This window comes from Arthrobacter sp. EM1 (assembly GCF_029964055.1).
Classification (GTDB): Bacteria; Actinomycetota; Actinomycetes; order Actinomycetales; family Micrococcaceae; genus Arthrobacter.
In genome coordinates, this window is sequence record NZ_CP124836.1 from 93,138 (window position 1) to 106,710 (window position 13,573).

The 13,573-nt window shown below is 65.7% G+C and carries 13 protein-coding genes; 5 read left to right on the forward strand and 8 right to left on the reverse strand.

Translation table 11 applies throughout. From position 1 onward, the window contains the following. Window positions 1-164: 164 nt before the first annotated feature. Genes purL through purS form a run of 3 tightly spaced genes read right to left on the reverse strand, consistent with a single transcriptional unit; the run spans window position 165 to window position 3,500 of the window. A complete protein-coding gene (purL, locus tag QI450_RS00485; RefSeq protein WP_226773917.1) occupies window positions 165-2,492 on the reverse strand; it encodes a phosphoribosylformylglycinamidine synthase subunit PurL in 2,328 nt (775 codons plus the stop codon). Then, complete coding sequence (gene purQ / locus QI450_RS00490) at window positions 2,489-3,247, reverse strand: phosphoribosylformylglycinamidine synthase subunit PurQ (RefSeq protein ID WP_226773918.1); 759 nt, start codon at window positions 3,245-3,247, stop codon at window positions 2,489-2,491. Before purQ ends, purL begins: the two co-directional genes overlap by 4 nt. 1 nt (window position 3,248) lies before the next feature. After that, complete coding sequence (purS, locus tag QI450_RS00495) at window positions 3,249-3,500, reverse strand: phosphoribosylformylglycinamidine synthase subunit PurS (RefSeq protein WP_011690410.1); 252 nt, start codon at window positions 3,498-3,500, stop codon at window positions 3,249-3,251. Between the two features lie 268 nt (window positions 3,501-3,768). Between purS and QI450_RS00500 the strand changes: the two genes are divergently transcribed. Continuing rightward, entirely contained in the window at window positions 3,769-3,954 is a 186-nt protein-coding gene (locus QI450_RS00500) for a hypothetical protein (RefSeq protein ID WP_226773919.1), read from the forward strand. A 355-nt stretch (window positions 3,955-4,309) separates the two neighbouring features. Beyond that, on the forward strand, window positions 4,310-7,507 hold the full coding sequence (locus QI450_RS00505) for a S8 family serine peptidase (protein ID WP_226773927.1): 3,198 nt from the start codon (window positions 4,310-4,312) through the stop codon (window positions 7,505-7,507). A 117-nt stretch (window positions 7,508-7,624) separates the two neighbouring features. Here QI450_RS00505 and QI450_RS00510 read toward each other — a convergent pair whose 3' ends face one another. From QI450_RS00510 to QI450_RS00525, 4 genes are read right to left on the reverse strand one after another with little or no spacing between them, the layout of a single operon-like run. Then, complete coding sequence (locus QI450_RS00510) at window positions 7,625-7,990, reverse strand: serine protease inhibitor (protein ID WP_226773920.1); 366 nt, start codon at window positions 7,988-7,990, stop codon at window positions 7,625-7,627. After that, the gene (locus QI450_RS00515) at window positions 7,990-8,943 is read right to left on the reverse strand and encodes a 3-methyladenine DNA glycosylase (protein WP_226773928.1); all 954 of its coding nucleotides are present in this window, start codon (window positions 8,941-8,943) and stop codon (window positions 7,990-7,992) included. The genes QI450_RS00510 and QI450_RS00515 overlap by 1 nt, the downstream gene beginning before the upstream one ends. Then, entirely contained in the window at window positions 8,936-9,493 is a 558-nt protein-coding gene (locus QI450_RS00520; RefSeq protein WP_226773921.1) for an SSI family serine proteinase inhibitor, read from the reverse strand. Before QI450_RS00520 ends, QI450_RS00515 begins: the two co-directional genes overlap by 8 nt. A gap of 27 nt (window positions 9,494-9,520) precedes the next feature. Next, window positions 9,521-9,994: a MarR family transcriptional regulator gene (locus tag QI450_RS00525; RefSeq protein WP_226773922.1), complete on the reverse strand. Its 474-nt coding sequence runs from the start codon at window positions 9,992-9,994 to the stop codon at window positions 9,521-9,523. A gap of 76 nt (window positions 9,995-10,070) precedes the next feature. Here QI450_RS00525 and QI450_RS00530 point away from each other — a divergent pair, with 76 nt between their 5' ends. Both QI450_RS00530 and QI450_RS00535 read left to right on the forward strand, forming a co-directional pair. Further along, window positions 10,071-10,304 (forward strand): hypothetical protein, encoded by a 234-nt coding sequence (locus QI450_RS00530; RefSeq protein ID WP_226773929.1) that lies wholly within the window; start codon window positions 10,071-10,073, stop codon window positions 10,302-10,304. Between the two features lie 194 nt (window positions 10,305-10,498). Next, window positions 10,499-10,693, forward strand: coding sequence for a hypothetical protein (locus QI450_RS00535; RefSeq protein WP_226773930.1), 195 nt, complete (start codon window positions 10,499-10,501; stop codon window positions 10,691-10,693). Window positions 10,694-10,841: 148 nt separating this feature from the next. Here the strand turns inward: QI450_RS00535 and QI450_RS00540 are convergent, their stop codons facing one another. After that, complete coding sequence (locus QI450_RS00540) at window positions 10,842-12,200, reverse strand: aspartate kinase (protein ID WP_226773923.1); 1,359 nt, start codon at window positions 12,198-12,200, stop codon at window positions 10,842-10,844. A gap of 243 nt (window positions 12,201-12,443) precedes the next feature. Between QI450_RS00540 and QI450_RS00545 the strand changes: the two genes are divergently transcribed. Then, window positions 12,444-13,553: a hypothetical protein gene (locus QI450_RS00545; RefSeq protein WP_226773924.1), complete on the forward strand. Its 1,110-nt coding sequence runs from the start codon at window positions 12,444-12,446 to the stop codon at window positions 13,551-13,553. Window positions 13,554-13,573: the final 20 nt, after the last annotated feature.

The window sequence follows — 13,573 nt, forward strand, 5'->3', positions numbered from 1 at the left end:
CGGTCCCGGGCAGGACGAGCCTCCGCCGTGGACCGCCGCGGTCAGCGCTGTCCAAGCCACGCGGGGTGACTTGGCGCCCATCCCGAGGGGGTTCTCCAAGCGGCAAGTGGCCCCACGGCGCGGTCGGTTAGGCCCGCGCCGTGGGGTCAGGGTTGCGGTGCGGACTAGCCGAAGTACTTCGGCAAGGTAGCCTCGTGGGCTTCGCGGAGCGAGGCGAGGTCCAGGGTGTCGACGCCGTTGATCTCAAGCGTGCCGCCCTCGGCGTCCACGACGCCGATCCGGAGGTGCGCGAAGCCGCGGGCGGTGCACATGTCCTTGAACCTGATTTCCTCGGAGCGGGGCACCGCCACGATGGCGCGGCCCTGGGTCTCGGAGAACAGCGCGGTGAACAGGTCCACGCCATCGCGGTCCAGGATATCCTGCAGCGCAATCCGGGCACCCACGCCGTAGCGCAGCGAGGACTCCACGAGGGCCGCGGCAAGGCCGCCCTCGGAGAGGTCGTGCGCGGAATCCACCATGCCGTCGCGGGAAGCGTTAATCAGGATCTCGCCCAGCGCACGCTCGGCGGCCAAGTCAACCTTGGGAGGCAAACCACCCAGGTGTCCGCGCATGTTGGACCACTCCGAACCGTCCAGCTCCGCAGCGGTTGTGCCGAGGAAATAGATGGCCTGGCCGTCTTCTTGCCAGCCCGACGGCGTGCGCCGGTCGACGTCGTCGAACTTGCCCAGCACGGCCACCACGGGGGAGGGGTGGATGGGCACTGTGCCGGTCTGGTTGTAGAGCGAAACGTTGCCGCCGGTGACCGGGATGCCCAGGACCATACACGCGTCGGACAGGCCGCGGATGGCTTCGGCAAGCTGCCACATAACGTCGGGATCCTCGGGCGAGCCGAAGTTCAGGCAGTCGCTGACGGCCATCGGCACGGCGCCGGAGGTGGCGACGTTGCGGTACGCCTCGGCCAGCGCCAACTGTGCGCCGTGGTAGGGATCAAGGTAGGTGTAGCGGCCGTTGGCGTCGGTGGCCAGAGCCACGCCCAACCCGGTTTCCTCGTCCACCCGGACCACGCCGGCGTCGTCCGGGAACGACATCGAGGTATTGCCGCCGACATAGCGGTCGTACTGGCTGGTAATCCAGGACTTGCTGCACATGTTCGGCGAGGAAACGAGTTCGGTGATGGCGGTGGCCAGGTCCGCGGGGGCGGACGGGCGGCCGGCGTCCTGCACGGACCCGGTGAAGGAGTCGGCCTGCACGGCGTCCTGCCAGGCGGGGCGGGCAAACGGCCGGTCGTAGACCGGCCCGTCGTGGGCCACTGTGCGCGGGTCGACGTCAACAATCACGTCACCTTCCCACGTGATGATGAGGCGTCCGGTATCGGTCACCTCGCCCAGCCAGGAATACTCGACAGCCCACTTGTCCATCACGGCTTCAAATGCTGCGACGTTTTCCGGGGTGACGACGGCCATCATGCGTTCCTGCGACTCGGACATCAGGATCTCGCCCGGCGTCAGGGTGGGGTCGCGCAGCAGGACGGAGGTGAGCTCGACTTCCATGCCGCCGTCGCCGTTGGAGGCGAGCTCGGAGGTAGCGCAGGAGATGCCGGCGGCGCCGAGGTCCTGGATGCCCTCAACCAGGGAGCCCTTGAACAGTTCGAGGCAGCATTCGATCAGGACCTTCTCGGCGAAGGGGTCCCCGACCTGGACGGCCGGACGCTTGGAGGGTTTGGTGTCGTCGAAGGACTCAGAGGCCAGCACGGAGGCGCCGCCGATGCCGTCACCGCCGGTGCGGGCTCCGAAGAGCACCACCTTGTTGCCCTTGCCGGAGGCGTTGGCGAGGCGGATGTCCTCGTGCCGCATCACGCCGACGGCGAGGGCGTTGACCAGCGGGTTGCCCTGGTACACGGAGTCGAAGACCATTTCGCCGCCGATGTTCGGCAGTCCCAGGGAGTTGCCGTAGCCGCCGATGCCGGCGACGGCGCCGTGCATCACGCGGGCGGTATCGGGGTGGTCGATGGCGCCGAACCGCAGCGGATCCATTACGGCCACGGGCCGGGCACCCATCGAGATGATGTCGCGGACGATCCCGCCGATGCCGGTCGCGGCACCCTGGTAGGGCTCGACGAACGACGGCGAGTTGTGCGACTCGATCTTGAACGTCACCGCCCAGCCGTCACCGAGATTCGTGACGCCGGCATTTTCGCCGATGCCCACAAGCATGTCCTTTTTCATCTCCTCGGTCACCTTTTCGCCGAACTGGCGCAGGTGGTTCTTGGAGGACTTGTAGGAGCAGTGCTCGCTCCACATCACGGAATACATGGCGAGCTCGGCGCCTGTCGGGCGGCGGCCCAGGACCTTAACGACTTCCTCGAACTCGTTCTGCTTCAGGCCCAGCTCGGCCCACGGCAGCTCGACGTCCGGTGTCTTGGCCGCGTTCTCGACCGTGTCGATGTTGAACTTCTTGGTCTCGGTGGCGTTGGGGCGCGACGTGTCCGTCATTTGTTGTCTCCCACGATCTTGTTCAGGACAGAGGTGAAGAAGCCAAGGCCCTCGGTGCCGGAGCCGTTCTCGGGGCCGAATCCTGCTTCCACGGCGTGTTCCGGGTGCGGCATAAGGCCCACAATGTTTCCCGCGGCGTTGGCGATGCCGGCGATGTCGCGGCGGGAGCCGTTCGGGTTGAAGCCGACGTAGCGGAACACCACACGGCCCTCGGCTTCCAGCGCGTCAAGGGTCTTGGCGTCCGCGATGTACTGGCCGTCCTGGTTCTTCAGCGGCACGGTAATTTCCTGGCCGGCGGCGTAGTCGCCGGTCCAGGCGGTTGTGTTGTTTTCCACCCGCAGGACCTGGTCGCGGCACATGAATTTCAAGTGGTCGTTTTTGATCATCGAGCCGGGCAAAAGGTGCGATTCGGTCAGGATCTGGAAGCCGTTGCAGATGCCCAGCACGGGCAGCCTGCCGTCCGAGGTCGCGGCGTCGATGATTTTGGTCATCAGCGGCGCGAACCGGGAGATGGCGCCGGCGCGGAGGTAGTCGCCGTAGGAGAAACCACCGGGAATGACGACGGCGTCGACGTCCCCCAGGGTGGTGTCGGCGTGCCAGAGCGGGACGGCGGTGGCGCCTGCGAGCCGGACCGCCCGGATGGCATCGCGGTCGTCAAGGGTGCCGGGGAAGGTCACGACGCCGATTTTCGCGCCGGCGAGCCGGGGCTCTGCGGCGACGGCAATGGCTTCGCCGATCAGGGGAAGTTCAGTCATCTCAGGCCTCGACGACCTCGACGTTGACGACGTCTTCGATCACCGGGTTGGACAGCAGGGTCTCCGCGGCGTTCCGGGCCTGGGCCAGGATCTCTTCGGTCACCTCGCCATCGACCGTGAGTTCAAAGCGCTTGCCCTGGCGGACAGAGCTAAACGCGGTGAAGCCCAGACGGGGGAGTGCACCCACGATGGCCTTCCCCTGGGGGTCGAGAATCTCGGGCTTGGGCATAACGTCGACAACGATCCGGGGCATCCGGCAACTCCTGTGCGTGAGCGTTGGGTAAGGGCGCAGCGGAGTGGTGCCGTCTCACGCCGGTCTGCTGTGTGGTGAGGACAGCGTAAAAGGGCGCTCCGCGAGCTTGCATCCCTATTCTACCGGCCGCGGTGCGTCCGGCCGCATTCGCGCGGGCAGTGTGAACACCGGCAGCGCGGCGGGCGCAGGCGCTGGTGCGCCCTTCGCCTCCGGCCCGGGACGCCGCAGTGCTCTGGTCACCCCGGTGCCCCGTCAGTAGCATGTGCCTATGGCTGAGAAAACGAAGTCCGTGCTGTTGCCCGTTGTTGCTGCTGCCGTTTTTGCGGGCCTCGGGAGGATGGTCCTGCAGAAGGTCATGGGGGACCGGAAGGCCAGGGAAAGCAATGTGGCCGGCCCGCTTGACGAGAAGACCCGCGCCGGGATCAGCGAACTGGTGAGGACGCCGCGGGAGTAGCGTGCCGGCGAGACGCCCGGCTCCTTTCTTCCGGGGGCCGCAATTCGGCCTCCGGGGCCCACCCGGGCGGCCCGGCCCAAGGATCTTGTCGAATTGTGTGACAAATTTCGATTTCCTGTTTGTGTTCTATGTCATAACCGGCTCTCAGTCTGTACTGTATGAATCGGCTGGTATCCGTCAGGGCCGTGAGGTTCCTAGCTCTTTCAGTCCTGCCAGTCCCCTGACCCGGTAGTGCCGCCGCAGTCCCCTGACCCGGCAACGCCGCCGGTATCGTTCCTTATGAAAGGTTCAACTACACGTGAAATCACCAGGAAAGAGCTTCCTTCGAAGCGGGGGACTCCGGAGGGCCGCGGCACTGACCCTGGGCTTGCCGGTTCTCTTGTCAACAGCCGCAATCGCGCCCGCCACGGCGGCTCCCGCGATGGGCTCGCCCGTCGCCGGAGTTGCGCAGAAGAATCTGGATCCGAACAGCTACCAGGACGGACGCTACATTGTCGTCCTCAATGAGAAACCGGCGGCCACCTACGATGGCGGGACGCCCGGGCTGGCGGCAACCAAGCCGGACTCCGGCAAGAAGCTCGACACCGGGAAGACCGACGTCCAGCGTTACGAGGCCCACCTCGAAGCGAAGCAGGCCGAGGTCGCCGGGCAGCAGAACGTCCGGATCAAGCGGCAGTTCACCGCGGCCGTCAACGGTTTCAGCGCAAACCTCACGGGGGACCAGGCCATCAAGCTGGCCAAGGACCCCGGCGTGCTGGTGGTTGCTCCGGATACCGAAAATGCCCCGGACTACTCGAGCACTGACTTCCTGAAGCTCAGCGGCCCCAACGGCACCTGGAGCACGAAGTTCGGCGGCCAGGCGGCCGCCGGCAAGGGTGTTGTCGTGGGTGTCATCGACACCGGCTACACCCCCTCCAGCGCCTTTTTCGCCGGCGACCAGGTTATGCCGCTCGTTGGCGATCCCGTCGTTGGCGTGCCGTACCGCACCGACGACGGCAAGATTGCAATGCTCAAGTCCGACGGCGATACCTTCATCGGCGAGTGCCAGAAAGGCGAGGGTACCGGCGCAGACTTTGACGGCTCCGCCTGCAACTCCAAAGTCCTCGCGGCGCATTACTTCGCCGATGACTTCCTGACGTACGTTCCGGCGGAAGAACGCTCCCCGCTGGAGAAGATCTCCCCGGTCGATGTCGCCAGCCACGGCACGCATACGGCCAGTACCGCTGCCGGGAACGCGAACGTCGAGACTTTCGTTGACGGTCGCAGCTTCGGTCTGACCAGCGGCATCGCCCCCGCGGCCAAGCTCTCTGTTTACAAGGTCTGCTGGGAGGATACCGACCCGAACAGCGGCGGCTGCTACAGCTCCTCATCGATCGCCGCAGTCGACCAGGCCATCTACGACGGTGTGGATGTCCTGAACTATTCGATTTCCGGCGCCACCTCCACCACCACCGATCCGGTCTCCATGGCGTTCCTGTCGGCCGCCTCCGCCGGAATCTTCGTGGCAGCATCGGCCGGCAACTCCGGCCCGACGGCGAGCACAGTGAACCACGGTGAACCGTGGGTCACGACTGTCGCTGCCAGCAGCTTCTCGCAGGAACTGCAGGGCACCGTCGAGTTCTCCGACGGAAGCAAGTTCCGCGGCGCCAGCATCATGAACCGCGAAGTCAAGGGTGCCGGCGTCGTGCTGGCTGCCAACGCGGCCGCCACGGCCGGAAACCCCAACGCAGCACTTTGCGGTCCGGACACACTGGACCCGGCGAAAGTCGCCGGCAAGGTAGTGGTCTGTGACCGCGGCGTCTTCGATCGCGTCGCCAAGAGCAAGGAAGTCCAGCGCGGCGGCGGTGTCGGCATGATCCTCGTCAACCTGAGCAACTCCTCGCTGGACACGGACAAGCACGCCGTCCCGACCGTCCACGTCAACCCGCCGGCCACCGAGACCATCAAGGCCAAGGTCACGGCCAACCCGGCCATAACGGTTTCCCTGGTCAACAAGGACACCACCGGCCTGGCGCCTGAGGCCCAGCCGCAGATCGCCGGTTTCTCGTCCCGCGGCCCGCTGCTGGCAACCGAATCCGACCTGCTGAAGCCTGATGTGACTGCCCCCGGCGTTGCAGTCCTGGCGGGCGTTTCGCCGATAGGCACCGGCGGGGACAACTTTGGCTTTTTGTCCGGTACCTCCATGGCGGCTCCGCACGTCGCCGGCTTCGGCGCACTGGTCCTCGGCAAGAACCCGAAGTGGTCCCCGGCCACGGTCAAGTCCGCGATGATGACCACCGCCGGTGACATCAAGAATGCCGACGGCAGCAAGAACACCGATGTCCTCGCCACCGGCGCAGGCCAGGTTGATCCGGCCCGCATGCTGGACCCTGGATTGGTGTACGACGCCAACGAAGACGACTACCTGAAGTTCATCCAGGGCACCGGAGTGGACCTCGGCATCCCGGGGCTGGGCAGCACAAAGGCCCGCGACATGAACGTCCCGTCGTTCTCGCTGGGCAACCTGACCGGCAAGATCGAAGTAACCCGGACCCTGACCGCGCTGACCCCCGGCACCTACCGGGTCAAGGCCGACGTCCCCGGTGTCAAGGTCACGGTAACCCCGTCCATCCTGACGTTCGGAACGGCAGGGGAGAAGAAGAACTTCAAGGTCTCCTTCGAGAATCAGAGCGCAGCACTGGGCAAGTTCGCCATGGGCTCGCTGACCTGGCAGGGCGCCAACAAGAACGTGGCTTCCCCGATCGCGGTCCGTCCGCAGTCGGTCGTCACCTCCAAGGATGTTGCCTTCACCTCCGAGGGCGGCACCGGCTCCGGTGACCTCAAGGTTGTCTCGGGCACCAACAATGCCATCAACATGACCCTGGACGGTCTATCCAAGGCGGACTCCTCTGCCGTTGAACTGGTCCCCGGTCCGGTGGCCCTTGGGGTTACGAACGCCTCGAACTTCGCCAAAGCCGTCCAGGTGCCGGCCGGCAGCCCGCTGGCCAAGCTCTCGGTCTACTCCGCGGACCCGAATGCCGACTTCGATATGTATGTGGTGAATCCCGCCAACCAGCTGATCCAGGTCGCAACCTCGTCTGCGAGCGAGTCGCTCTCAATCCCCAACCCGACCCCGGGAACCTACCGGATTTTCGTGAACCTCTACGCCAGCCCCAACGGCCAGGCCACGAAGGCGAGCGTCGATGCAGCTGTGCTCGGCTCCAATGTCGGCAACGCGACGTTGACGCCCAACCCGTTGCGTCTTGCCAACGGCAAGTCCGGAGTCGTGACGCTGAAATGGAAGAACCTGGCAGTCGGTTCCTACATCGGCCGGGTGACGTTCGCCGGCACCAGCGAGCCGACGTTTGTCAGTGTGCTCGTGACTCCGGCAGGCGCCGTGGTGGTGCCGCCGACCTCTGAGGACCAGGACAGCAATGACGGTCCCGGTGACAGCGGCGACGGAAGCCACGACGGCAAGGACAAAAAGGACAAAAAGGACAAGGGCAAAAAGGTGAAGAAGGAGCAGGCTAAGTTCCAGAACGAGGAACTTAGCGCTCCCAACAACGCCGTCTAGGCGCAGTTCCAGTCCTGACAAAACGGCAACGGCCGGCGGTTTGCACCGCCGGCCGTTGCCGTTCCTGCACTGCCGGCCGTTGCCGTTCCTGCGTCCTGCCGGACGCAGGCGGCCAGCCTAGATCGCGCCGGTGGAACCCGCCACTCCGCCCAGCAGCGGCGCCATGGCCCGCCAGCGGGCGATCTCGCAACCGTCCGTGCGGCTGAACTGGCTGGTGACTTCCCGGCCCAGGAACCACCCGGTGACCACGGCCAGCTGCGGACCGCCGTACTGCTGGGTGCACAATTTCGGCGGACCGGGCCGGGGGAAGAACATGTCCTCCCCATGCTGTGTGACGGCAGCGAGGGCGGCGGTGGCATCCGGCAGGGTACATCCCGCCGCGAGGACGCCGTCGCTTGCCGACAGCTGAAAAACGTGTTCCGGGGCGCCCGGTGCCTCGGTCAGTCGAACGGTGAGATCGATCTCGTGGTGATTGTGGGTCATTACTGTCCTTTTGTACGTTCGATGTCAGGGCCGGACCGTATCGACCGCAGCAGGGGAGCAAGCTCCCGCAGCAACCGCTCCCGCAGGTCTTGCGCTTCGGTCGAAAAAGCCCGCTGGTATTCGATATAGGCGGCTTTGCCCTCGGGTGTTTCGATCAGGATGGCGGGATAGCCCCACTCGTCCAGGTCATAGGGGGATGCCTGCATGTCCATGGCCCGGATCCGCCAGGAGAGCTCGAAACAGTCCATCACCAGCTCACTCGGCAGCAGCGGGGCAAGCTTGTAGGCCCACTTATAGAGGTCCATGTTGGCGTGCAGGCAACCGGGCTGTTCCATGGACCGCTGGTTTTCCCGGCTTGGCGCCAGGCTGTTGAGCGGAACCGCGTCCGGTGTGTAGAAACGGAAGGCGTCGAAGTGGGAGCAGCGGATCCGGTTTTGCTCCACCACTTCGTCGGTCCGTTCGGAGCCTAGCCGCAGCTGGAGGTATTCGTGCCGAAGCTCGAACTTATCCTGCCGGTAGACCATGGCCCATTCGTGCAGCCCAAAGCAGCCGAATTGGGCCGGGCGCGCCGCAGTCCCGGCCAGGATAATCCCGGCGAATACCAGGGCCTCCCGACGGTCCCGGACGAAGGCTTCGACGTCGACAGTGGCAGCCGCGGTGCCCGGCGGCAGCCCCGCGGCGGCGAGTTCGCCGTCGTCGGCCGCGCGGTAGTACTTCCAGCCGGTCCGCTCGGCCGCGGCGGGCCCTGACAGTACGACGCCGGCGCCGGGGTGCCAGCGCAGCAACTGCCCGGGTTTCTGGGTGTAGTAGGTGAAGAGAAAGTCCTCTACCGGGTGCTTCTTGCCCGCCGAACGCCGGGCGAGGTAAGGGTCCGCGTAGCGGCGGACACGCGCGTGGTGGGCAGCTTGGCGGGGCAGCCAGTGATCTGTGGAAAGTCCCTGCAGTTTAGACAGCTCCGCCGGTGGAGCCCAGGACGTCCTTGGCGGCGTTCCAGGCGGAGATCTCGCAGCCGTCGCGCAGACTGAACGTTGTTTCGACCGGACGTCCGTCCACGACGCCCGTGACCGTGGCCTCCTGCGGGCCGCCGTACTGCTGGGTGCAGGCCTGGTCTTTTGGCCGGGGCTGCGGGCTCAGGAGCGCTGCGTCGTTCTTCAGGGCGGTGCAGGCTGCGGCAGCGTTGGGGTGCTGGCTCTCGGCGGAGGGAACTCCGTCCACGCAGACCAGTGTGAAGTTTGCGGGTGTGCCGGACGCGGACGGTTTGACGCTGATGGCGAGTTCGGCGTTGCCCAGTCCCGGCCCCGGGGTCGCGGAGGCGGCGGACGGCGCAGGTGCCGGCGTTTTTGTTTCGGCATCGGGCGAGGGTGTGCCTGTCGGGGCAGTGCTGGTCCCGTCCGTCGGGGCGGTGGCGGTGGTCGACGGCGTCGGTGTTGTTCCTGGCGAGCAGGCGGCGAGTCCGGCCACTGCCATCAGAACGAACGCCGCCTGGCTCAGTTGCTTGCGCATCAGCAGTCCTCCTGTGTTTTGCCCAGTCTACCGCCGCGGCGGCAGCTCGACGGGGGTCTTTGTGGCAGCAATCAGGCCCATCATGGCGCTGTGCAGATGGCTGACCTGTTCACGGGTCATGCCCAGCCGATCCATCATGGTGCCGGGCACGGCTGTCGCTTGCTGCCGCAACGCCGCACCCCGCGGCGTCAGGCCCACGGCAAGGGTCCGTTCGTTGCCGGGCACGCGCTGGCGGGTGATGAATCCGGCCGACTCCAGGCGGCGGAGCAGGGGCGAAATCGTTGCCGGTTCCTGGGCGATGGCAGCGCTGATGTCTCGTACGGAGCGGGGGCTGGATTCCCAGAGGCAAAGCATCACAAGGTATTGCGGGTGGGTCAGGCCGAGCTGGTCCAACACCGGCTTGTAGGCGCCGACGACGCTCCGGGAGGCCACCGTAAGAGCGAAGCAGAGCTGGTGCTCGAGCAGGAGGTCGTCCCGGGCTTCCCCGGTCGATTCCGTCATCTGGCCTCCTAGATAGTTCGTGTACTAATCATTAGCGTACACTGGAGTCATCGTCCCGTTCTAGGAGTGGATTGTGATGGCCAACGAAAAAGCCGAAAACGGCTCGCAGCGTTTTATGCGTGCCACCGGCAAGCTCCGGATGATCTTCGGCCCCGCCAACCGCAGCGCCCTCGGCCATGAGATGACGGAACAGAACCGGCAGCTGCTGGCCGCGCGCGAAGCCGAAACCCAGCAGTGGGAGACCCTCCGGAGGCCGGACGGAAGCACCTATGTTGTGCCGCGCAACCCCGATGACAAGTCACTGCGCTGAGCCGCAGCAAGGCCGGGGCTCCGGGACCGCGTCCGGCCCTGGTCTCGGGCCGCCCGGCGCCTTTTGCCGCCGTCGGGCGTAAAATGAGGGCACTGGCCCCGCACGCAGCCGTGGCCGTTCAGCATGGCCCGGACGCTGGAGAGGGGGTGGGAATTGTGGCACTCGCACTGCGGAAAGCTGCCCTCGGAAAGCACCTGCACCCGTCGTCCTGGATAGGTTTCTTTTTCGGTACTGCTTCGAGGGGGGATACCTCCTCGCCGGTCGTGCACAAGCACGACGACTTTGAGCGGGCTTCCGAAGTGGACCTCGCCGGTTTCGAAGTGGAGACCGATGCGCAGGGACATCACTACGCTGTCCGAAAGGAAGATCTCCGGAACCAGGAAGCCTGAGCATTCGCCGGAGGGGGCGCAAAGGTCCCGGGCGTAACGGGCAGGGAGCGGCCGGCGCCGGTCCCTGCCTTCAATAATGGTGTCTTGTCTTAATGACGGCTGGCTAGCCGCGTCCGGCGTGAATCCCCGCCGAGTCCCGCCGTTCCGGTCAGCGGCCGGTACCGCCGTAGACCGTTGCCTCGTCCTCGCTGTCCAGGTCAAAAGCCTTGTGAATGGCGCGAACGGCGTCGTCGAGCAGATCAGCGTGCGTGACGACGGAAATCCTGATCTCCGAGGTGGAGATCATGTTGATGTTGATGCTGGCCTCCGAAAGCGCCGCGAAGAACCGCGCAGAGACACCGGGATGGGACCGCATGCCGGCGCCGATCAGCGACAGCTTTCCGATCTTTTCGTTGTATTCGATGCTTTCGAAGCCGATCCGGTCCTGCGCGGCGTGCAGGGCGGCCAGGGCGTCGGCGCCCTCGACGATCGGCAGGGTGAAGGAAATATCGGTCCGGCCGGTGCCGTGCGTGGATACGTTCTGGACAATCATGTCAATGTTCGAGTGCGCATCGGCGATGACCTGGAAGATCGCCGCGGCCTTGCCGGGAATATCAGGAACCCCGACGACCGTGACCTTGGCTTCGGAACGGTCGTGGGCAACACCGGAGATGATTGGCTGCTCCAAGGCAACTCCTTCTTGGGTTGGGATCTTGTCGTCGGCGCCGGGTAGGACCCAGGTGCCTTCGTTCTGGCTAAAGGAGGATCTTACATGCAGCGGCATACCGAAACGGCGCGCATACTCGACGCAGCGCAAGTGCAGGATCTTGGCGCCGGACGCCGCCAGTTCGAGCATCTCCTCGCTGGAGATCCGGTCGATCTTGCGCGCGGACGGTACAACTCTGGGATCTGCGGTGTAGATCCCGTCGACGTCGGTGAAGATCTCGCACACGTCGGCATCGAGGGCGGCGGCCAGCGCCACCGCTGTGGTGTCCGAACCGCCGCGGCCCAGCGTTGTGACCTCGTTGGTGGTGCGGCTCATGCCCTGGAAGCCTGCGACGATCGCAATGTGTCCCTTGTCCAGGGCGGTGCGGATGCGGTGCGGGTCGACGTCGATGATCCGGGCTTTGCCGTGGATGCCGTCGGTGATCATGCCGGCCTGGGAGCCGGTGAAGGACTGTGCCGAAGCGCCGAACTTGTTGATGGCCATGGCGAGCAGGGCCATCGAGATGCGTTCACCGGCTGAGAGCAGCATGTCCATTTCCCGGGCCGGCGCCGCATCGGTGACCTGTGCGGCCAAGTCCAGTAGTTCATCGGTGGTGTCGCCCATGGCCGAGACGACCACAACGACTTCGTCACCGGCGTTCTGGGCGTCGACGATCCGCTTGGCCACCCGCTTTATCCCCGCAGCATCCGCTACTGAGGAACCGCCGAATTTCTTGACCACCAGGTGCCTGGTGGGGGCGGCCGTGACGGGCAGCGTTAGCGGCTGCGGTCCGGAGTGGACTTCGGTAGTGGGCAAACTCATGCGCGCACCCTCACTGGATCATCGGGGTTCTGGGCCAGGCAACCAAACGGCGCGACGGCGTAACTTCTCAGCCCAGTTTATCGCCGTGTCCCGTCGGTTGCTTCATTGTGACCGAATGGCAGACGGGCCCCCTCATTTCCTCTGGACATGCTCTCCCTCGCGGATCAGGATTGGGCATATGGCGGGTATGTCCGTTCAGGGACGCGGGTGCTGGACATGTCCACTAGGTCGGAGGCTCAAACGGTGGACCAGGATGGGGAAGAGTTTGGCTATGAGCTGATCGGCGCCGGGGCCACTCCGGATGCCGCGCCCGGGGTCGGCGACGGGCAGAGCGGCGACGACCGGGACGGCGGGCCATTCCAGGCCGCCGGCCGCATGACCCGCGTAGTCCGGGCAGCCGTTCACGAACGCCTGCTGGCCGTGCGCACGCTGAGGTTCTGGCTCGCGTCGGCAGCGGTATCGCTGGCTTCGTGGGGTTTGGCCATGTTGCTGGTCGCGGTCCTGGGTGCCGGCGAAGAACTCCACGGCGATTCGTACCGTTTGGCGTACATTCTGACCGCGGCGGCGTTGACAATGGTCGCGGCGTTAGCGGGGGTGCTGTGGGGTCTCGGTTGGCGCAGCCGGGTCCATTGCCCCTCGCCTTCGGAGCCGGTGTCCGAACGGGGCGGCGGCGCTGGCCCGCTGCCACGCTGGTTCGAGGCTGCGTCGCGGGGTGTCGCGTTTGCTTTGGCTGCCTTCGTTTTCCTGCTGGTGCCGGCCTTTGGATCCGGCGGGCCGGTTGAAGCAGCGGTTGTTGCGGCAATCGTTATGGTGGTGGCTTCTGCGGCGTTCGGTGGGATTGGTGCCGGCGCCGCTGCCTGGCTCCGTCCCGGTGCCGCGCGAACCGCCGCCTGCGTTGTTGCGGCCTTTCTGGTGCTGGGAAACGTGGTGGCAGTGGTCGCTCTACTGCCGGCGGTTCGCGCTGACGAGCCGGTGCTGGTGGCCATCAATGTCGAGCGCGATGACTTGGGCCGGGTGGTGCATTTTGAATGTTCGCCCGAGTTTGCCGGGATTGCCGAGGTCTTCCACACCGAGCGGATCTTCTGGCTGGCGGTTTCGAACCCGGTGATTATATTTACCCTGCTGCTTGGGGACCCATCGTCTCCGCCGGACTCCCTCCGCTGGCTGCCGGTTGAACTCCAGGCCGCCGCCGAAGGCCGGCATGTCCCGTGTCTTGAAGCGGAGCCGTTGGAAGAATCCGGACTGCAGATCCCGTTGGCTCTCAGCGGGTTGGCCGGCCAGGGTGTGCTGGCCGGGATTTTCCTGAACGGAGGGGCTGCGGCAGTCCGACGGCGTGAGGTTGCTCCGAGGTAAACGCCCCCGGGCCGGTTAGG